The organism is Actinoplanes sp. NPDC051388 (assembly GCF_055586225.1).
This window is the reverse complement of sequence record NZ_JBVJIP010000014.1, coordinates 243,552-261,993: the sequence shown is the minus strand read 5'-3', so window position 1 is coordinate 261,993 and position 18,442 is coordinate 243,552. Positions and strand designations below refer to the sequence as shown.

General features: G+C 71.6%; 18 protein-coding genes. 11 read left to right on the top strand and 7 right to left on the bottom strand.

The window, feature by feature from the left end; translation table 11 throughout:
- Nucleotides 1-28: 28 nt before the first annotated feature.
- Nucleotides 29-520 carry a DUF3145 domain-containing protein gene (locus tag ACZ6TI_RS32015; RefSeq protein ID WP_465348910.1) on the bottom strand — a complete coding sequence of 164 codons (492 nt, stop codon included), beginning with the start codon at nucleotides 518-520 and terminating at the stop codon, nucleotides 29-31.
- Between the two features lie 233 nt (nucleotides 521-753).
- Between ACZ6TI_RS32015 and ACZ6TI_RS32010 the strand changes: the two genes are divergently transcribed.
- Entirely contained in the window at nucleotides 754-1,080 is a 327-nt protein-coding gene (locus ACZ6TI_RS32010) for a hypothetical protein (RefSeq protein ID WP_465348909.1), read from the top strand.
- Nucleotides 1,081-1,781: 701 nt separating this feature from the next.
- Here the strand turns inward: ACZ6TI_RS32010 and ACZ6TI_RS32005 are convergent.
- Nucleotides 1,782-2,414 carry a carbonic anhydrase gene (locus tag ACZ6TI_RS32005; RefSeq protein ID WP_465348908.1) on the bottom strand — a complete coding sequence of 211 codons (633 nt, stop codon included), beginning with the start codon at nucleotides 2,412-2,414 and terminating at the stop codon, nucleotides 1,782-1,784.
- A 185-nt stretch (nucleotides 2,415-2,599) separates the two neighbouring features.
- Here ACZ6TI_RS32005 and ACZ6TI_RS32000 point away from each other — a divergent pair, with 185 nt between their 5' ends.
- Nucleotides 2,600-3,550 carry an alpha/beta fold hydrolase gene (locus tag ACZ6TI_RS32000; protein WP_465348907.1) on the top strand — a complete coding sequence of 317 codons (951 nt, stop codon included), beginning with the start codon at nucleotides 2,600-2,602 and terminating at the stop codon, nucleotides 3,548-3,550.
- A gap of 555 nt (nucleotides 3,551-4,105) precedes the next feature.
- On the opposite strand, the gene ACZ6TI_RS31995 is transcribed toward ACZ6TI_RS32000, so the two are convergent.
- The gene (locus ACZ6TI_RS31995) at nucleotides 4,106-5,461 is read right to left on the bottom strand and encodes a glycosyltransferase family 87 protein (RefSeq protein WP_465348906.1); all 1,356 of its coding nucleotides are present in this window, start codon (nucleotides 5,459-5,461) and stop codon (nucleotides 4,106-4,108) included.
- A gap of 175 nt (nucleotides 5,462-5,636) precedes the next feature.
- On the opposite strand from ACZ6TI_RS31995, the gene ACZ6TI_RS31990 reads away from it, so the two are divergent.
- The gene (locus tag ACZ6TI_RS31990) at nucleotides 5,637-7,754 is read left to right on the top strand and encodes a HelD family protein (protein WP_465348905.1); all 2,118 of its coding nucleotides are present in this window, start codon (nucleotides 5,637-5,639) and stop codon (nucleotides 7,752-7,754) included.
- Here the strand turns inward: ACZ6TI_RS31990 and ACZ6TI_RS31985 are convergent.
- On the bottom strand, nucleotides 7,741-8,670 hold the full coding sequence (locus ACZ6TI_RS31985; protein ID WP_465348904.1) for an SMP-30/gluconolactonase/LRE family protein: 930 nt from the start codon (nucleotides 8,668-8,670) through the stop codon (nucleotides 7,741-7,743). The two genes, ACZ6TI_RS31990 and ACZ6TI_RS31985, sit on opposite strands and share 14 nt — an antisense overlap.
- A 134-nt stretch (nucleotides 8,671-8,804) precedes the next feature.
- Between ACZ6TI_RS31985 and ACZ6TI_RS31980 the strand changes: the two genes are divergently transcribed.
- The 4 genes from ACZ6TI_RS31980 to surE are packed head-to-tail and all read left to right on the top strand — an operon-like array spanning nucleotide 8,805 to nucleotide 11,887.
- Nucleotides 8,805-9,722 carry a cation diffusion facilitator family transporter gene (locus ACZ6TI_RS31980; RefSeq protein ID WP_465348903.1) on the top strand — a complete coding sequence of 306 codons (918 nt, stop codon included), beginning with the start codon at nucleotides 8,805-8,807 and terminating at the stop codon, nucleotides 9,720-9,722.
- 42 nt (nucleotides 9,723-9,764) lie between these two features.
- On the top strand, nucleotides 9,765-10,070 hold the full coding sequence (locus ACZ6TI_RS31975; protein WP_465348902.1) for a hypothetical protein: 306 nt from the start codon (nucleotides 9,765-9,767) through the stop codon (nucleotides 10,068-10,070).
- Nucleotides 10,071-10,112: 42 nt separating this feature from the next.
- Entirely contained in the window at nucleotides 10,113-11,048 is a 936-nt protein-coding gene (locus tag ACZ6TI_RS31970) for a 1-phosphofructokinase family hexose kinase (protein ID WP_465348901.1), read from the top strand.
- Complete coding sequence (surE, locus tag ACZ6TI_RS31965; RefSeq protein ID WP_465348900.1) at nucleotides 11,045-11,887, top strand: 5'/3'-nucleotidase SurE; 843 nt, start codon at nucleotides 11,045-11,047, stop codon at nucleotides 11,885-11,887. Before ACZ6TI_RS31970 ends, surE begins: the two co-directional genes overlap by 4 nt.
- Here surE and ACZ6TI_RS31960 read toward each other — a convergent pair.
- Nucleotides 11,862-12,620, bottom strand: coding sequence for an alpha/beta hydrolase (locus ACZ6TI_RS31960; protein WP_465348899.1), 759 nt, complete (start codon nucleotides 12,618-12,620; stop codon nucleotides 11,862-11,864). The two genes, surE and ACZ6TI_RS31960, sit on opposite strands and share 26 nt — an antisense overlap.
- Before the next feature lie 118 nt (nucleotides 12,621-12,738).
- On the opposite strand from ACZ6TI_RS31960, the gene ACZ6TI_RS31955 reads away from it, so the two are divergent.
- The gene (locus tag ACZ6TI_RS31955; RefSeq protein ID WP_465348898.1) at nucleotides 12,739-13,494 is read left to right on the top strand and encodes a PIG-L deacetylase family protein; all 756 of its coding nucleotides are present in this window, start codon (nucleotides 12,739-12,741) and stop codon (nucleotides 13,492-13,494) included.
- A gap of 4 nt (nucleotides 13,495-13,498) precedes the next feature.
- Here ACZ6TI_RS31955 and ACZ6TI_RS31950 read toward each other — a convergent pair whose 3' ends face one another.
- Together ACZ6TI_RS31950 and ACZ6TI_RS31945 are read right to left on the bottom strand one after the other, a co-directional pair.
- On the bottom strand, nucleotides 13,499-14,320 hold the full coding sequence (locus ACZ6TI_RS31950; protein WP_465348897.1) for a serine/threonine-protein kinase: 822 nt from the start codon (nucleotides 14,318-14,320) through the stop codon (nucleotides 13,499-13,501).
- Between the two features lie 91 nt (nucleotides 14,321-14,411).
- A complete protein-coding gene (locus ACZ6TI_RS31945) occupies nucleotides 14,412-14,777 on the bottom strand; it encodes an STAS domain-containing protein (RefSeq protein ID WP_465348896.1) in 366 nt (121 codons plus the stop codon).
- A 288-nt stretch (nucleotides 14,778-15,065) separates the two neighbouring features.
- On the opposite strand from ACZ6TI_RS31945, the gene ACZ6TI_RS31940 reads away from it, so the two are divergent.
- The 3 genes from ACZ6TI_RS31940 to ACZ6TI_RS31930 all read left to right on the top strand — a co-directional run bounded on the left by ACZ6TI_RS31940 (nucleotide 15,066) and on the right by ACZ6TI_RS31930 (nucleotide 18,374).
- Nucleotides 15,066-15,563, top strand: coding sequence for a hypothetical protein (locus tag ACZ6TI_RS31940; RefSeq protein WP_465348895.1), 498 nt, complete (start codon nucleotides 15,066-15,068; stop codon nucleotides 15,561-15,563).
- A gap of 564 nt (nucleotides 15,564-16,127) precedes the next feature.
- The gene (locus ACZ6TI_RS31935; RefSeq protein ID WP_465348894.1) at nucleotides 16,128-17,528 is read left to right on the top strand and encodes a serine/threonine-protein kinase; all 1,401 of its coding nucleotides are present in this window, start codon (nucleotides 16,128-16,130) and stop codon (nucleotides 17,526-17,528) included.
- A gap of 3 nt (nucleotides 17,529-17,531) precedes the next feature.
- Nucleotides 17,532-18,374, top strand: coding sequence for a MerR family transcriptional regulator (locus ACZ6TI_RS31930; RefSeq protein WP_465348893.1), 843 nt, complete (start codon nucleotides 17,532-17,534; stop codon nucleotides 18,372-18,374).
- The last annotated feature ends 68 nt before the right edge of the window (nucleotides 18,375-18,442 follow it).

The window sequence follows — 18,442 nt, the reverse complement described above, 5'->3', positions numbered from 1 at the left end:
CGGAGCATTGGATCAGCTCGCCCCGCGGTCATCCCACCCGGGTCAGCAGCGTGACCGGGGCGCCGTCGCCCGCGTACCGATATGGCTCCAGCTCGGCGTCCCAGGCCGTACCCAAGGCCTTCTCCAGCGCGTGCGAGAGCGCCTCCGGCGCGCGAGCCGTCGCCATGATCGACCGCAACCGGTCCTCGCCGATCTGGATGTCGCCGGACGCGCCCATCGTGCCGTGGAAGAGCCCGCGGCCCGGCACGTGCATGAAGCGCTCACCGTCGACGCCCTGACTGGGCTCCTCGGTGACCTCGAAACGAACCATGGGCCACTGCCTGAGGGCAGCAGCCAGCTCGGCGCCAGTGCCCGGACGCCCGGACCAGCCGCACTCGGCACGGCGGGCCGACGGATCGACCGGCTGCGCAGTCCAGTGCAGGTTGACCGGCGCTGTCAGGACGCGCGCGATCGCCCACTCGACGTGCTGGCACACGGCGAGTGGGGTCGAGTGGACGTATACGACGCCACACGTTGGCACGGTGACCTCCCGGAGACCGAGGTGCGTCTTCCCCTACGACCTCGATCGCGGTTGATCGTGTCCCATGATGCCGGTTGCCACGGATGGTGCGCCAGAGAAACCGCAATATCGACTATGGAACCGCCGCGGGGGCGTACCAGGACTAACGCCCGGACCTGCTCCGACGGCACGGCGTCGCGGCGGTCGTGTAGGCTAGCTGCGGCCTTTTTTCTGCTTTTGCAAGGAGTACCGCCGTGGCGAGCAACACCTCAAAGACCGCCCGCGCATCAGTCCGCGCCGGACAGAGCACCGGTGGCGCGCTGAGCGTTCTCGGTGAGTACAAGTACGTCATTCCGCTGGCCAAGGGTCGCTTCGCCTATGTGCGAAACCTGACCAACGGGCGCACGAACCACCTCAAGACCGACTCGGATGCCTTCGTCGAGGAGATTCGCGTGCTCGCCGCCGCCGGTCACGGCGCCAAGATCCGGTCGGAGCTCACCGTGCTCGATTCGCAGTTCCCGAGCGACGGCTGGGGCGACACCGAGAAGCGCCTGGTCGACGCCGGCGTCTTCGAGAGCTGAGCCTGCTCGTTGGACAGCCCATCCGGCCTCTGTAGGACCGGATGGGCTTTCTTTCATGTTCTGAAGATCAACCCAAATCTTCGAGTACGCCGGGCGTCCGGTGCCCGTGGCACACACGCCGGCCAGGCGTAACTAACCCTCCGAGCCCCGCCGCCGGGCTGTCCCGGTCGGGTCGGCCGGCTTCCGCTGATCCTGGCTCTACCGCCGCGAGCAGATTGCCGGCTGAACTGACCGAGCGCGGGGTCCCGTCTCAGCGGCGGCACCTCCAGCACGACGACCCGATTCAACGGCCGCTCATCCGGCAGATGACTCACTGAAGCCGGCCGAACCTTCCGTTGCGAACCGAGCGCCGGTCGATCTGCCCTGGGGGCGGGTTACCGAAGCTTTCCCGCGAGCCGCGAGCAAGGGCGCCGGCCGAGCTGATCGCGGGCGTCGAACGGCTACGGCAGGATCGCCACGTCCGCGCGTCCGTCCCGCAGAGCCGGCGCTTGCTCGTCCACCCGCCAAAGCGTCAGGTCTACCGGCAGAGCCGCTGACCCGGCAGAGCCAGCCACCTTCCGCTGAAAGCAGAGCGCCGGCCGATCTGTTTGGCAGGGCAGGCCGAACCTCCCCGGCAGGGCAGGCCGAGCTTGACGCTCGGCTGCCCCGGCGCCGAGGGCGGCGAGCCTGCCCGCTGAACGCGCCCGGGACCCGAGCCGGCGTCAGGGCTGCAGGTCGACCCAGCCTGTGTCGAGGTCATAGACGGCACCGGCGACAGCCACGCGCCCCTCGGCGATGCCTTCGGACACTCCCGGCACCTCGTGCATGCGATGCACGGTGCGGGTGACATGGGCGCGCATCGCTCGATCCGGCGCCTCGGGGGAATCCAAGCCCACCGCCAGCGCGGCCGGGGCGATCTCGTCGACCAGGTAGCCGATGTCGCCCGGCGGGCGGCTGCCCTCGCGCAGCGCCTCCACGGTGGCCGTCACCGCGCCGCACCGGACGTGACCGAGCACCATGATCAGCGGCACTCCGAGCGCACCCACCGCGAAGCCGACCGAGCCCAGCACGGCCCGGTCCACCACGTGCCCGCCGGAGCGCACCACGCAGATCGAGCCGAACGTCTGGTCGAAGATCGCCTCGAGCGGCACCCGGGAGTCGATGCAGCCCAGCACCACCGCGTGCGGCTGCTGCCCGCCCGACGCGGCCGCCGCGGCCGACACCTTGTGCCCGTGCTCGGGGCGGCCACTGACGAATCTGCGGTTGCCGGCGACCAGCTCCGCGAGTGCGTCCGCCGGGCGCATCACCGGGGGTGCGGTGACCCGGTCGGAGGGAACTTGCGAGGTGGCCGTCATAAATCCACATTCTCGCCGAGTGGAGCCGCCGGAACACCCAGTGCGAGGCAAGTCACTTCGATGGCTCGTCGCGGCTGAACGACCGTTCGGCGCTTGATCCGGTCGGCCGGTGGATTTTGGCGCTTACACGAGTGATGCTTATTACCCGTGGGTACAACGGGGCCGTGCGAACCGCGGAGGTGCCCATGACCGAACGCTCGGAAGCGATCCTTCCGGACGGCGTCCGGCTGCACGTCGAGACGTCCGGTCCGGCCGAGGCGCCGGTCACCGTGGTGCTGCTGCACGGGTGGTGCCACGACACCAGCATCTGGAAGCACCAGGTCGAGGCACTCGGGGACGTCCGCGTGGTGTCCTACGACGCGCGCGGGCACGGCCGCTCCGACTCGTTCCGGCTCAAGTCGGCCACCCTCGGCCAACTCGGCGCCGACCTGGCCGAGGTGCTCCGCACGCACGTGCCGACCGGCCCCATCGTGCTGGTCGGCCATTCGATGGGCGGCATGACGATCATGGAGTACGCCGCCACGCACCCGGACGAGTTCGCCGACCGGGTGGCCGGTCTGGTCTTCGTCTCGACCACCGCCGAGGGGCACACGCACACCCGCTACGGCCTGCCCACCCAGCTCGCGACGCTGATGCGCTGCGGCGAGACGATCGGCGCCGGCGTGCTGGCCCGGCTCGGCGCATGGCGTCCGCACCAGGCTCTGCTGCCGGTGCTGCGGCCCAGCGTGCGGTGGCTGCTCTTCGGCGACGCGTGCGACGACGCGGCGCTGACCCTGACGATGCGGGCGGTCGGCCGGGCGTCGCTGCGCTCGATCGGCGGCTTCCGCCCCTCGATCGGCGCCCAGCAGCGCCTGGAGACCCTGGCAGTGCTGGGCGACGTGCCGAGCGCGGTGCTGGTCGGCGACCGCGACCGCCTGACTCCCCCGCCGTGCGCCGAGTCGATTGCCGCCGCACTGCCCGGCTCCGAGCTGAAGATCTTCCCAGGCGTGGGGCACATGCCGATGCTGGAGCGCCCGGCCGAGATCATCGAGGCGCTGCGCGACGTGATCGCCCGGGCGTCGGGGACCACGACGATCGAGCGCGGCCGCAAGCGCCGCCAGGAGCGCACCCAGCCCCGCTTGGACGAGGCCGCCTGACGCTTCCTCTCGGGAAGCAGAGCGGCTCTGCTGCCTAAAAGGAAGCGGCCACAACCGAAACCCACGCATCGGAGACCCCATCCGGAGGAAGCAAAGAAGCTCTGCTTCCTGAGAGGGTGCGGCCAGAATCCCGGTTCGCTGACCCCGAAGCCGCTTCCCCAGAGGAAGCAGAGCGGCTCTGCTCCCCACGAGGAAGCGGCGACAACCGAAGCCCGCCCACCCCACGCCCGCTTCCCCAGAGGAAGCAGAGCGGCTCTGCTCCCCACGAGGAAGCGGCGACACCCGAAGCCCGGCCACCCCACATCCGCTTCCCCAGAGGAAGCAGAGCGGCTCTGCTCCCCACGAGGAAGCGGTGACACCCGAAGCCCGGCCACCCCACATCCGCTTCCCCAGAGGAAGCAGAGCGGCTCTGCTCCCCGAGAGGAAGCAGAGCGGCTCTGCCCCCCGAGAGGAAGCAGCCACGAGCGCAGACCTGATGGCCTCAGAGGAAGCAAAGCAAAGGGGCCGCAGAGCTGCGGAGGCCCCGCGGGGCGGGGCGGCCACGGCCGCCCGGCCTCAGCGGGACATCCGCTCGGCTCGGCCGGTGTCCTCTGCCGGATGGTTCTGTTCGGCCCTGTCCGCGCGCCGCGCCCGGATCCCAGGGTCGGCGGCGGAGGCCGGATCGCCGGATGCCGGGTCGCCCGCGGCTGGAGAAGGACCGCCGGGTGCCGGGTCGCCCGCGGCTGGAGAGGGATCGCCGGGCGGTGGGGTCGGGTCGGGGCTGGAGGCGACGGCGCGGCGGCGGGTGATCGCGTCTGCGGCCAGGACGGTCAGCAGGATCAGGGTCCAGGCGAGGGTCTTGAAGGACTGGCGGTGGGCGGCCTCGCCGCCGTCGGCGAAGTCGACTCCGTACCAGTAGATCCAGCGGGCCCACGGGAGCATCGCGACCCAGAACCACAGCGAGCGGGCGATCGACCCGGGCAGCACGATGCTCGCCAGCATCGCGGGGACGACCACCATCGCGTAGTGGTCGAAGGACGGCGACATCACCAGGAAGGTGCCCACCATCAGGGCCGCCGAGGACTCCACGATGCGCAGGCGTTCGTCGTCGTTGCGGCGCCAGCGCAGCACCGCCACCGTGATGGCCAGGGCCAGGACGGCGACTCGTACCAGGGTGATCAGGAAGCTGTTGTCGACGCCGGCTCGCGGCAGGATCGCCGGGAGTGCCGCGTCGTAGAGGCGGGCGAAGTCGTCCTGACCGCCCAGCAGGAACGGCACGGTCTTGGTGAAGAACAGGCCCGGCTCGGGCAGCAGCGGCAGCACCACCGCGCAGACCAGCACCGGCAGGCCGGCGGCCAGGGCGAAGCCGCGCCAGCGGCGGGCCAGCAGGAAGATCAGCCCGATCGGCATCAGCATCGGCTTGATCGCGATGGACAGGCCGATCACCGCGCCCGCCCAGCCCCACTTCCCGCGGCTCATCAGCAGGAACGCGACGCCGGTCAGGCAGGCGACGATCGCGGTCCAGGTGCCCAGCGCGGCCAGGTGGGTGCCGGGGATGAAGGCCGGGAACGCGAAGACGCCGGCCACGCCCAGCCAGGAGAACAGCGAGACGTCGAACATCCGCAGGGCCGCCCACCAGCCGATGAGCAGCAGCACCCCGCAGACCCACGGCGAGGCGACGCGGATCGCGGCGTCACTGAGCGGCACCTGCACCAGCGCGAACGGGATGCTCGACGGCGGGTAGAGGAAGCGCTCGCTCACATAGGGTGACACGCCGTCCTGCAGGTTTCGCACGGCCTGCACCACGAGCAGGTTGTCCATGCTGCTGCCGGCGCTCAGCGCAGTGCGCCAGAGTGCCTGCGCCGCGAGCAGGACCGCGACGATCGGAACCGGCCACGGAGCTCGGCGCGTTACGACAGAAGTGAACAACACTTGGCGCACTGTAGAACATGGATGTGACGGTATGGCCAAGGGGACACCGCAGGATGAACGTCACAGTATGGGCGCGGAGCGTGCCGCGATCGACGCGGGCAGCCGTGCAGGAGTAGGTTCGAGTGCCCCCTTTTTACGGGGTGCGACCTGCGAAGGCACGAGGAGCGGAACAGAGTTGAGCGACGCCACCGTCCTGCAGCAGGAGATCGCCGTCGAGCAGGAGCACGTCAACCGGGTCTATGCCCGGCTGGCCGAACTGCGCCGCGACGCCTCCCGCGCGGAGAAGGAGGGCTACCAACTGGCCGGCGTCGGCACCTACGGCGCGCTGGTCGAGCGGGACGCCATGGTCTTTCACGCCGCCCGGCGCCGGCACGCCCTGGACACCGAATACGAGGGCCTGGTCTTCGGCCGCCTGGACCTGGACACCGAGGCCGTGCACTACGTCGGCCGGATGGGCATCCGGGACGAGAACTCGCTGCCCCTGGTGGTGGACTGGCGGGCCCCGGCCGCCGCCGCGTTCTATCGCGCCACCCCGGCCGACCCGATGGGGGTGGTGCGCCGCCGGATGATCCAGTCCCGACGCGAGCGGGTGGTCGGCATCGAGGACGACCTGCTCGACCCGGAGGCGGCGCCGGAGGACATGCGGGTGGTCGGCGACGGCGCCCTGCTGGCCAGCCTGTCCAAGGCCACCGGCACCGGCATGCGCGACATCGTGGCGACCATCCAGCGCGAGCAGGACGAGGCGATCCGCTCTCCCGCCTCCGGCGTGACGATCGTGACCGGCGGCCCGGGCACCGGCAAGACCGCGGTGGCGCTGCACCGAGCGGCCTACCTGCTGTATTCGGACCGCAACCGGTTCGCCGGCGGCGGCATCCTGGTGATCGGGCCGTCCGGCGTGTTCGTGGAGTACATCGCGACGGTGCTGCCCTCGCTCGGCGAGGACACCGCCACCCTGCGGTCGCTGGGCACCCTGGTGCCGGGCTACGCCGCGGATCGGGTGGACTCCACCGAGGTGGCCGCGATCAAGGGGTCGCTGCGGATGCGGCGGGTGCTCGAGCGCGCTTCGCACGACGCGGTTCCGGGTGGGCCGACCGAGTTGCGGCTGCTCTATCGGGGGGCGTTGCTGCGGCTCAACCAGCAGGAGCTGGAGAAGATCCGGCGCCGGGCGCTGCCGCGCGGGGCCCGGCGCAACGAGGTGCGCGGGCACGGCTTCGACGGGATCTTCGACGCGCTCTGGTCGCAGGCCCGGTCGCTGAAGATCGGCGGGCTGCCGGAGAAGGCCGACTTCGAGGCGGAGCTGGCCGATCGCGGCGACTTCCGGGACTTCCTGCGGGCATGGTGGCCGCGGCTCAGCCCGATCCGGGTGCTGCGCTGGCTGGCCGAGGGGCCGCGGCTGCGGGCGTACGCGAATGGGGTTTTGACCCGGGAGGAGATCGCCCTGCTGCAGGGCACCTTCCGGGAGAGCCCGACCATCGCGGACATCGCTCTGCTGGACGAGCTGGACGAGCTGATGGGCCGGCCGCGGCTGCCGCAGAAGAAGCAGCGCAACCCCTATCACGTGCGGGACGGCGTGCAGGAGGTCACCACGCAGGCGGACCGGATGGCGGCGCAGCGGGCGCAGCGGGTGCAGCGCGAGGAGGACTACCGGGATTACGCGCACGTCGTGGTCGACGAGGCGCAGGACGTCTCGCCGATGCAGTGGCGGATGGTCGGCCGCCGCGGGCAGTACGCGTCCTGGACCATCGTCGGCGACCCGGCCCAGACCGCGTGGTCGGGTGACCCGGAGGAGATCGACCGGGCCCGCGACAAGGCCCTCGGTTCGCGCCGCCGCAACACGTACGCGCTGACCACGAACTACCGCAACTCCGCCGAGATCTTCGCGGTCGCGGCTTCGGTGATCCGCCGGATCATGCCGGATCTGCCGCTGCCCACCGCGGTCCGCAGCACCGGCGTGGAGCCGGTCGACCTGGTGGTGGACGCGGCTTCGCTGCCCGAGGCGGTGCGCGAGACGGCGGAGAAGCAACTCGCCGACGTCGACGGCACGATCGGCGTGATCACGCCGGTGCCGCGCCGCGACGAGATCGCCGGCTGGCTGACCGGGCTGCCGGAGCGGGTGCGGGTGGTCAACGCGCTCGAGGCCAAGGGCATGGAGTACGACGCGGTCGTGCTGGTCGCCCCGGGAGAGATCGCCGTGGACGCGGCCGGCACCCGGACGCTCTACGTCGCTCTCTCCCGGGCCACTCAGCGCCTCACCACGGTGGGCGCCACGCCCTGGCGGACTACGGAATCCTGACCGACACCACGCTGTACGGCGTCTCCGGCGTCGGCGGCGTGGTGAACCGGGCGTTCGGCAGGTAGAGCCGGTGCCCGTACTCGGCGATGGTGGTCGGCACGTCGAATCCCTCGCCGGTGGTGCGCGAGACGACCGTGCCCCGGGTGCCGGAGGAGTTCAGTTCGACCTTGGCGATCACGTTGAGCCGGTTCTGCACCACGTAGAGCGTGCGGCCGCGCAGCCACAGCCCGTCGCCGTTGGGCACGGACTCGCCGCCCAGGTCGATCTCGGTGGTCACGCCGCGATAGGTGGTGTGGAACAGCTTGCCGGTGTTGGACTGCACGATGATCAGCGCCCGGCCGTCCGGGGTGGCCGAGATGCCGTTGGCGTTGATCCCGGTCGTGTACTGGATCGCGCCGCTCAGCGGGACGGGCCGGGCCGCGGCCGGCAGCTTGCCGTGCCGGCCCAGCTCGACCTGGAACAGCGTCGGGTTGGTCGAGTCGGTCAGCCAGGCCGAGCCGCCGGTGAGGATGACGTCGTTGATGAACGACGGTGTGGTGTCCGGCTGCAGCTCGTAGGACTCGAGGACGCGGCCGCTGCGGGCGTCGATCACCCGGGAGTCACCGCCGGCGCCACCGGCCACGAAGAGCCGGCCGCGGCCGTCGAGCTTCATGCCGAGCGACTGGGTGCCCGGGCCCTGCGAGATCACTTCGCCCCGGCCGGTCACCAGGCTGGCCCGGTAGATGTCGCCGTCGACCCGGGAGCCGAAGAACGCGTACGGGCTCTTGCCGATGGCGATGCCTTCGGGCTGGAAGCCGGCGGGCAGGTCGAAAGTCGTTCTGAGGTGGTTCCGATGCGACGATGCCGAGGCCGGCGCCGCGCCCGCGACGACCGCGAGAGCGGCCATGGCGACGATCGCGAGAATGCGTCTGGACACGAAGATGCTTCCTTCCAAACGGGTTCGATGGTCCTCTCCCCATACCCCGGTAACGACAATCGCGTTCAACTTGCACACATAGCGATGTGAACATATATTGGCGAAGGCTTGCCGCCGCGTCGGAGGGTTGACTCATGGGAGCCGGACACGACCACGCAGGCGCGGCGCGCCACGCCGGTGAGCGTCATCGCTCCCGGCTCTGGCTCGCGCTCGGCCTGCTGGCGGCGTTCATGGTGGTCGAGGCGGCCGCCGCGCTGGCCACCGGCTCGCTGGCCCTGCTCTCCGACGCCGGGCACATGTTCACCGACGTGCTGGGCATCGGCATGGCCCTGGCCGCGATCACCGCGGCCGGCCGGTCGTCGGCGGACTCGCAGCGCACGTTCGGGCTCTATCGCCTCGAGGTGCTTGCCGCTCTGGCCAACGCCGTGCTGCTCACCGGCGTCGCGGGATATGTGCTGATCGAGGCGGCGCACCGGTTCACCGACCCGCCCGCGGTGCCCGCCGGCTCGATGCTGATCGTCGCGGTCGGTGGCCTGCTGATCAACATCGTGGCGTTCCTGCTGCTGCGCTCGGGCGCCCGGGAGAGCATCAACGTGCGCGGGGCCTATCTCGAGGTGGTCGGTGACCTGCTGGGCTCGGCCGGGGTGATCGTCGCGGCCGTGGTGATCGCGCTGACCGGGTGGGCCTATGCGGACCCGATCGTCGCCGTCGTGGTGGCGCTGATGATCCTGCCGCGCACCTTCGCGCTGGGCCGGTCGGCGGTGCGCATCCTGGTGCAGGCCGCCCCCGAGCACCTCGACGTCACCGTGGTGCGCGACCGCCTGGCCGCCGTGCCGGGCGTGTGCGACGTGCACGACCTGCACGTCTGGACGCTGACCTCGGGCATGGATGTGGCCTCCGCGCATCTGAGCCTGGAACCGGCGGCCGAGCTCGGCGCGGTGCTGACCACCGCCCGCGAGGCGCTGCACCACGACTTCGCCATCGATCACGCCACCCTGCAGGTCGAACCGGTGGGCGCGGGTGGCGGGCGCTGTGGGCCGGCCGGATGGTGAATGGGTGTGGCGCTCATCACGTATCGAGGCGATGATGATGGCATGACGGTCACCCACCAGCCTCGCGTGGCCTGGGATGCGGCTCGCGCCTTCGTCCGGGTCGCTCAGACGCCCTATTACGACGCGTTCGCGGACCACGTGATCCGGCGCCTCGGCCCCGACTTCTTCCTGCCGCTCGAGGCCACCCGCCAGAACATGCTGGAAAACCTGGCCCGGACCGGCGGCGACCGCTCCGTCGTCGACCTCGAGATGGGCAAGTGGCGGATCAAGATGGACGAGCTGCTGCGCGAGCACCCGGACCAGCTCGGCACGGTCATGGAGCTGACCTCGATGGTCCCGAGGTTCTGAGAACACCCTTCGGTACAGACGGGCATCAGTGAGACTTGCGGCATGAGCCGTGTGCTGGTGTTCGCCCCCGCGCCGCAGCTCACGGTGACCATCGAAGGGCCACGTGACCGGCCCGATCTGCATGTCCACGCGGGCGGCCAGGGCATCTGGCAGACCCGCATGATCACCGCGCTGGGCGTCGAGGTCACCCTGGTGGCCGCCGTCGGCGGCGAGGTCGGCGCGGTGCTCGAGCCGCTGCTGAGCGCCGAGCGGATCACCGCGCGCACCGTCGCGCGGGACGCCGGCGGCAGCGGATGGTACGTGCACGACCGCCGCACCGGCGAGCGCGACGAGGTGGCCCACCAGCCCGGCCCTCCCCTGTCCCGGCACGAGCTGGACGAGCTCTGCACGATGGCGCTCGCCGAGGGCCTGCGCGCCGGGCTGGCGGTGCTGAGCGGCCCGGCCCACCCGTCCGTGATCGCGCCCGAGGTGTACCGCCGGCTCGCCGGTGACCTGGGCGCGAACGGCTGCCGGGTGATCGCCGACCTGTCCGGCGAGCACCTGGCCGCGGTGCTCGTGGCCGGACTGCACCTGGTCAAGGTCAGCCATGAGGAACTGCTCGCCGACGGCCGGGCCGAGGACGACTCGACCGAATCGCTGGTGGCCGCGCTGCGCCGGCTGCACGCGGACGGCGCCGAGAACGCCCTGGTGTCCCGGGCCGACCGCGGCGCGCTGGCCTTCCTGGACGGGCGGGTCTTCCGGGTCGGCATGCCGCGACTGACCCCGGCCGAGACCCGCGGCGCCGGTGACTCGATGACCGCCGGGGTGGCCGCGACCCTGGCACAGGGCGGCGACCTGCACGAGGCGGTGCGCACCGGCGCCGCGGCGGGCGCGCTGAACGTCACCCGGCACGGACTGGGCACCGGTCACCGGGACGCCGTCCAGGTGCTGACCGGCCACGTCGAACTGACCCCGATCGAAGAGGCGGGCGACGCATGAGCGAGCGCATCCTGATCACCAACGACGACGGGATCGAGGCGCCCGGCCTGCGCTGGCTGGCCCGTGCGGTGCAGCGTGCCGGGTACGACGTGGTGGTCGCCGCGCCGCTGACCGAGGCGAGCGGCAGCAGCGCGTCGATGACCGCGATCGAGCAGGACGGCAAGATCGTGGTGGAGCCCCAGCAGCTCGGCGGGGCGCGCAACGTGCCGGCCTACGGGGTGGCCGCGACGCCCGCGTTCATCGTGCTGCTGGCGCTGCGGGAGGCGTTCGGCGCGCCGCCGTCACTGGTGCTCTCCGGCATCAACCGGGGCGCCAACGCGGGCGCCGCGGTGGTGCACTCCGGCACGGTCGGGGCCACGCTCACCGCCTCGCACGCCGGGCTGCGCGGGCTGGCCGTGTCGCTCGACGTGCTCACCCCCGCGGCGGCCACGGCGGCCAGCGGCGGCGCGGCGATCGCGGACCTGGACCAGATGGACGACGAGCAGCGGCACTGGGCCAGTGCGGCCGGCCTGGCGGTGAAGCTGCTGCCCACGCTGACCCACACGCCGGCCGGGACGGTCCTCAACCTGAACGTGCCGGACCTGCACGTGGACGGCATCCGCGGGCTGCGCCGGGCCACGCTGGCCAGGTTCGGCCAGGTGCAGGTCAGCATCGCCGAACGGGAGGACGGCTTTGTGCGCACGGCGGTGCAGGCCGCGGACGAGACGCTCGAGCCGGGCACCGACCTGGCCGCGCTCTCCGAGGGATATGCGTCGGTGACGCCGATCCGGGCGCCCGGCGAGGCCCGCGACGTGCGGCTCAACCTGGAGTCGATCAGGGTGCAGACGCCCGCGATCTGAGCACCGCGGCGATCTGGGCCACCGCGGCGCCGGCCGCGTCGAAGATGGCCAGCTTGCGCACGAAGTTGTGGTTCACGCCCAGGTAGCGGGTGGCGATCACGGGCACGTCGGCGGCCTGCAGCCGGGCCGCGTAGCGCTCGCCCTCGTCGCGCAGCACGTCGAACTCGGCGGTGATCACCACGGCGGGTGGCATGCCGGTGACGTCCATCCGCAGCGGATCCACGGCCGCGTCGAGGCCGGCCGGCGCGAACGCGTCCCAGAAGAAGCGCATCTCGTCGCGGTGCAGGCCGTAGTCGTCCAGGTCCGGATAGGTCATCGCCGGGTCCAGGGCCGGGCAGATCAGCACCTGGGCGGCAATCGGGCGGGTCGCGCGCCGGGCCGCGACGGCCGCCAGGTAGCCGCCCGCCGAGTCGCCGCCGAGCGCCACCGGGCCGGGTGGCAGCCAGGCCAGCGCGCGCTCCACATCGTCCAGCGCCGCCGGGTGCGGGTGCTCCGGCGCGAGCCGGTAGTCCACCGACAGCACCGACCAGCCGGAGTCGTGCACGAGCTGCCGGGACAGCCCGTCGTGCGTGGCGAGGTCGCCCATCACCCAGCCGCCGCCGTGCGCGAGGACCAGCACCGGCGCATCGTCGCGGTCGCGGTAGAACCGGGCCGGCACGCCGCCGGCGTCGACGTCGGTGACGCTGCGCACGGGCGGGCCGGCGCCCACCTCCGCGACGGCAGCGTCGGTCATGCTGCGGCGCACCGCGGGAAGGTTTTCCGTGGTCAGCGGGGCTCGAACTTGAGCACGAAGGGCGGAACGAGCCTGGGGGTGGAGGCGCGAGAGGTCCACGCGGAGCAGACTATCCGCCATGAGCGATCTGCTGCCCGCGCTGCCGGAGGACTGGGACCGTTGCCTCTGCGTGGCCGCACACCCGGACGACATCGAGTACGGAGCCGCCTCCGCCGTGGCGCGCTGGACCGCGCAAGGTAAGACCGTGACATATCTGCTGGCGACCAGCGGCGAGGCCGGGATCGACGGCATGCACCCGGACGAGGCGAAGCCGCTGCGCCAGGAGGAGGAGCGGGCCGGGGCCCGCGAGGTGGGGGTCGAGGTGGTCGACTTCCTCGAGCATCGCGACGGGGTCGTGGAGTACGGGAACGAGCTGCGCCGGGACATCGCCCGGTCGATCCGCAAGCACCGCCCCGAGATCATCGTCTGCGGCGACTTCGAGGTGCGGATGATGGGCGGCATGGTCAACCAGGCCGATCACCGGGTCGTCGGCCTGGCCACCCTGGACGCGGCGCGCGACGCGGGCAACCGGTGGATCTTCCCGGAGCTGCTCGACGAGGGCCTGGAGCCGTGGGGCGGCGTGCGGTTCGTCGCGTTCGGCGGCAGCGGCCGCTCCACCCACGGCGTGGACATCTCCGGCGAGCCGTTGCAGCGGGGCATCGCCTCGCTCAACGCGCACGCCGAATACACCAAGGGCCTGGGCGCCGGCGGCCCGGAGCCGCGCGCGATGCTGACCTGGTTCGCCCGCAGCTCAGGCCCGGCGATGGGGGTCGAGGAGGCCGCTCTCTTCGAGGTCTATCAGCTGGCCTTCACCGGCCCGCCGCCCTGGGCCTGAGGGCCTATCCGAAGGCGGCGTGCGGCGGTGTGTCGAGCACCGCCCACAGGCTCAGCGCCACGTCGGCGCTCGCCGGGCGCGCGTCCGCGGTCTTGGCCATGCAGTTGCGGACCAGATCCCGGATGCGCGACGGCAGACCGGGGATGGCCAGCACCGGGGTGGGCGCGAGGTGGGAGGTGCGGCCGGCCGCCAGGATGGTGGCGGCGGCCGCGGCCGGATAGGGCGAGCGCCCGGTCAGCATCTCGTAGAGCAGGACGCCGAGCGTGTAGATGTCGTCGGCCGGGCGGGCGAACGCCGTCTTCGGATGATGCGGCCGCTGGGCGCCCGCCCAGGGCGCGGAGCCCGACGCGGCGGTGGCCAGGCCGAAGTCGATGATCTTGGCGCCCTCGGCGGTGACCATGATGTTGCGCGCGCTCAGGTCGCGGTGCACCACGCCGCGGCGGTGCGCCACGGCCAGCACGTCGGCGGCGGTCGCCGCGATCCGCACCGCCTCACGCCACGGCAGGGCCCCGCCGGCCAGCAGTTTCGTCAGCGGCACGCCGGCCAGCAGCTCGAGCACCACATAGGGCACCACCGTGCCGTCCGGCAGCGGCGCCTCGCCGTATTCGAACACCTTGGGCACGCTCGGGTGCCGCAGACGATCCGTGATCAACGCCTCGCGCCGCACGTCGTCGCGGGCGCCCGGGTCGTCCGCCAGCGCCGGTGCCAGGATCTTCACCGCCAGCTTGCGGCCGCGCCGGGCGTCCACCGCCGAATAGACCGTGGAGACACCACCCTGACCGATGGCACCGATCAGCACATAACGCCGGAAGATGGCGGTGCCCATCGGAAGTCTTGCCACAAACGGCGACTATTCCGCATCGACGAGCGTGCCAACAAGCCCCTTCAGGAGGGCTTAATGTGAGGGGTACTCGCGGTCAGGTGCCGGACACAGCGGGCTGCCCCGCGGCGTCGTAACCCCCCGGCACCGGGTCGGGGTTGCCGAAGAGGCCGAGCAGTCCGGTCACCCAGAGTTGCCGGTGTGCGAAGCGGCTGGGCTTCGTGACGACGACCTTGACACCGGAGACCCCGGCCAGCTGATGAGCGCTCACGAGACCGCTGATGCCCACGGAGTCGATGAACGTGACGCCACGCATGTTGAGCTCGATGCGACGCGGCCGGCCCTGTGCGAGCGCCTCCACCACCGCGTCCTTGATCATGTACGCGTTCTCAACGTCGATCTCCCCGGTGGGAGCCACCTCGACCGTGTCGGCCGATGTCGACGTCGTTATCGACAGCGTCACGCCTCTTACCTCCACCCACCCGGGATGCCCCGAGCGTCTGCCTTGCAGAGCCGTGTCGCGACTCTGCGAAGGGTCCGGTGAAACTGCCTGCAAGGCTATGCACCGAACCTGATAACCACCTGTGTGATCACCTTGAATCGACCCCACCCTACCCAGCCGGGTCCAGCGGTTTTCCCCCTCGTGACGCTCCACACAAGACCGGCCCGCGCACTGTTGGCCGTACGTTTGCCGCGGGGACCGGTTGGTTACTAGAAGACTTAACCCGGCGAAACGGAAGGCGGGAGCACGATGTTCTCGAAAAAGAACAAGGCGGAGCGTACGGCCGCTGAGGCGTGGGAATATCTGTCGTCCGCGGTGACCACGGCCGGCGACAGCGCACGGGAGGCCGGCGCGCACGCGGTCGACGTGACCAGCGCCACCGCGAGCAGGCTGGCGGGTCAGGCCGGCAAGAAGTCGTCGAAGCTCGCCGACCAGGCGAGCAAGAAGTCCTCGAAGTTCGCCGCCAAGGCGTCCAAGAAGTCGTCGAAGCTGGCGGGCAAGGCGTCGAAGAAGTCGTCCGCGGCCAAGGACGAGGCGTGGACCCGTGCGGTGCTGGCCGCCGACGCGCTGTCCGGCAAGCGTCCCGGGGTGCCGTGGGGTCTGGTGATCGGCGTCGGCCTGCTGGGCGCGGCGATCGGCTGGGCCGCGGCGACCTCCGCGCGGGCCGCGCTCGAACGTCAGCAGGAGCAGGAAGAGCTCGAGCTGGCGGAGACCGCGGTCGTGGTCACCCCGACGTACGACAAGTAAGACAAAGCAGGACCGGTGGAACCGCCGGGCGGCGCCCCTCACTGCCCGGCGGTTCTGCGCTTGCCCGATGATCGACGCTGTGTTCTTCGCCACCCCCGCCGAGCTGCGCGAATGGTTCGAAAGCACCCATGAGTCCGCGCCCGGACTCGTCCTCGACCGGCGGCCAACGCCCGGCTCACCGAGCAGGGGCCGATGCGGCCCGCCGGGGATCGAGGTGTTCGAGCAGCGCAAGCCGGACCCGGTCGCGGTCCGCTCCGGTGAGCAGCCGGACGGCACGGACCTCGACGAGATCCAGATCGCCCAGCTCAGGGCCGATCCGGGGCCTGCCACCGGTCGTCGGCGCGGACCGCTTCCTCTCGCAAAGCAGCAGCTCAGCGGGTGGTCAGCGGCAAGCGGGAGGACACCCGCGCCCGCCGCCTGGCGCAACCGGTCGCCGACCGCGCCGAGGGCCGCCGGGCGCCACCGCTGGTCCGGCGGTGAGGGCCGACTCTCGGTAGCATGGTGCGTTGTTCCGTCCCCACCCGCGTCACCCCACGAACGCCCCCTCACAGATAAGGTCCGCTGGTGCTCGATGTCGGTCATCTCCTCGACAACCGTTACCGGTTGGACGAGCGCATCGCCACGGGCGGGATGGGCGACGTCTGGAAAGGGACGGACGTGGTGCTCGGCCGCGTGGTGGCCGTCAAGGTGCTGCGCCAGGCGATGATGTCCGATCCCGAGTTCGCCGCGCGGTTCTACGGCGAGGCCCGGATGATGGCGGCCTTCCGGCACCCGGGCGTGGTCGAGGTGTTCGACTACGCGAGCTCCGACGACACCGGCGACCCGGACCAGTGCGCCTACCTGGTGATGGCGTTCGTCGAGGGCGAGCCGCTGTCCACCCGGCTCAAGGACGCCGGCAAGCTCGAGGTCGCCGAGACCATGTCGATCGTGGCCCAGGCCGCCGACGCGCTGCACGCCGCGCACCTCAACGGCACCGTGCACCGCGACGTGAAGCCGGGCAACCTGATGGTCAAGCCCACCGGCGCGGTCATCCTGGTCGACTTCGGCGTGGCCCGGTCCAACGCGGTGACCAGCGTGACCGGCATCAACTCGATCGTCGGCACCGCGCTCTACATGGCTCCCGAGCAGGTCGCCAAGGGCAACGTCACACCCGCCACGGACATCTACGCGCTGGGCGCGGTGGCCTACCACTGCATCGCCGGGCGGCCGCCGTTCGACGGCGACAACGCCCTGCAGGTCGCGCTGATGCACCTGGAGGACGAACCCGAGCCGCTGCCGGCGGACGTGCCGATCGCGGTCCGCGAGCTGATCAGCCGGGCGATGGCCAAGCACCCGGACGACCGCTTCAGCAGCGCCGCCGAGTTTGCCGAGGCGGCCCTCAATGCCACGGGTCCGCTGAGCTACCGATCCGTCACCGGCACGGCGCTGACCGCGCCATTGACTCCGGCGCCACCGACCCGGCAGGTGCCGGTGCCGCGCGATCTGCCGCTCGCCACGCCCGGGCCGGGCCGGGACAAGCGCACTCCCGGGCAGCTCGCCGTGCTGGTCGCGGTGATCGTGCTCGGGCTGGCCGCGGCCGGTCTGGGGCTGGCCATCGCGCTGCGGCCCAGCGACAACGACGGCCAGGTGGTCGAGCCGAGCAACAGCAGCACCGCCGAGCCGTCGCAGAGCGCCGAGCCCGAGGTTCCGCTCGCGCCGCTGCCGACGTCCACCCCGACCCGGCGACCCAACGGGGAGCAGCCGGCGCCGCCGCGCACCACGCCGCCGCGCTCGACGACGCCCAGTTCGCAGGCGCCGACCTCGAGCACGCCGACGACGCCGACCGACGACCCGACGCCACCCACCGACGACCCGACCCCGCCGACCGACGACCCCACCCCGCCGACGGACGACCCGACGCCCCCGGCCGAGGGCGGTCAGAACAACGGCGGCCTGGGCGGCATCTTCGACGGCGCCGACACCTGAGCCGTGTTCGGCATCGGGGACTTCGCGAACCTCGGCCGGGTGTCCGTGCGCATGCTGCGGCACTACGACGCGATCGGGCTGCTGCGACCGGCCCGGGTCGACGAGTTCAGCGGCTACCGCTACTACACCGCGGTCCAGCTGTCCGTGCTCAACCGGATCGTCGCGCTGAAGGATCTGGGCTTCACGCTCGAGCAGGTGCAGACCATGATCGACGAGAAGGTCGATCCGGGTGAGCTGCGCGGCATGCTGCGGATGCGCCGCGCCCAGCTCACCGAGCAGCTGGCCGCGGACACCGCCCGGATGGCCGGGGTCGACGCCCGGCTCCGGATGATCGAGACCGAGGGCCACATGGAGACCGGCGACGTGCTGCTCAAGAGCGTGCCGGCACAGCGCGTGGCGCAGCTCTCGGCGCCCTGCGCCAGTTATCAGGCGGCCGACATCTCGCCCGCGCTCAGCCCGCTCTACGCGCCGCTGCTCGAGCGGATGGAGGCGGCCGGGCTGCGGATGACCGGCGCGCCGATCGCGCACTACCGGGGGGCGCCGGCCGGTCCGGGCGACGAGTCGATCACCGTGCACGCGGCCTTCCCGTTCGCCGGCGAGCCGCCCGCCGACCCGCCGTTCGAGGTGGTCGACCTGCCGGCCCTGCCGCACGCCGCGACGATGCTGCACCGCGGGCACATGAACGAGGCGTTCCGCACCGTGCAGACGATCGCGGCCTGGATCGACGAGAACGGCTACCGCGCGGTCGGCGCGGGTTACGCGCGCGAGATCTACCTCGACTGCCCGCCCGGCGAGTTCGATCTATGGGTCACCGAGATGCAGGTGGAAGTGCGTTCGCCGGACTGAGCAACTTCTCGCGGGAGATTCTCAAGTGTGACGCTCCGTCACCGAAAGGGACTCTCGAGCCGGTAACC

Coding starts and splice junctions, on each gene's coding strand:
- ACZ6TI_RS32005 (WP_465348908.1), bottom strand. CDS start 2,414: ATGACGGCCACCTCGCAAGTTCCCTCCGACCGGGTCACCGCACCCCCG.
- ACZ6TI_RS32000 (WP_465348907.1), top strand. CDS start 2,600: ATGACCGAACGCTCGGAAGCGATCCTTCCGGACGGCGTCCGGCTGCAC.
- ACZ6TI_RS31980 (WP_465348903.1), top strand. CDS start 8,805: ATGGGAGCCGGACACGACCACGCAGGCGCGGCGCGCCACGCCGGTGAG.
- ACZ6TI_RS31975 (WP_465348902.1), top strand. CDS start 9,765: ATGACGGTCACCCACCAGCCTCGCGTGGCCTGGGATGCGGCTCGCGCC.
- ACZ6TI_RS31970 (WP_465348901.1), top strand. CDS start 10,113: ATGAGCCGTGTGCTGGTGTTCGCCCCCGCGCCGCAGCTCACGGTGACC.
- surE (WP_465348900.1), top strand. CDS start 11,045: ATGAGCGAGCGCATCCTGATCACCAACGACGACGGGATCGAGGCGCCC.
- ACZ6TI_RS31960 (WP_465348899.1), bottom strand. CDS start 12,620: ATGACCGACGCTGCCGTCGCGGAGGTGGGCGCCGGCCCGCCCGTGCGC.
- ACZ6TI_RS31955 (WP_465348898.1), top strand. CDS start 12,739: ATGAGCGATCTGCTGCCCGCGCTGCCGGAGGACTGGGACCGTTGCCTC.
- ACZ6TI_RS31950 (WP_465348897.1), bottom strand. CDS start 14,320: ATGGGCACCGCCATCTTCCGGCGTTATGTGCTGATCGGTGCCATCGGT.
- ACZ6TI_RS31940 (WP_465348895.1), top strand. CDS start 15,066: ATGTTCTCGAAAAAGAACAAGGCGGAGCGTACGGCCGCTGAGGCGTGG.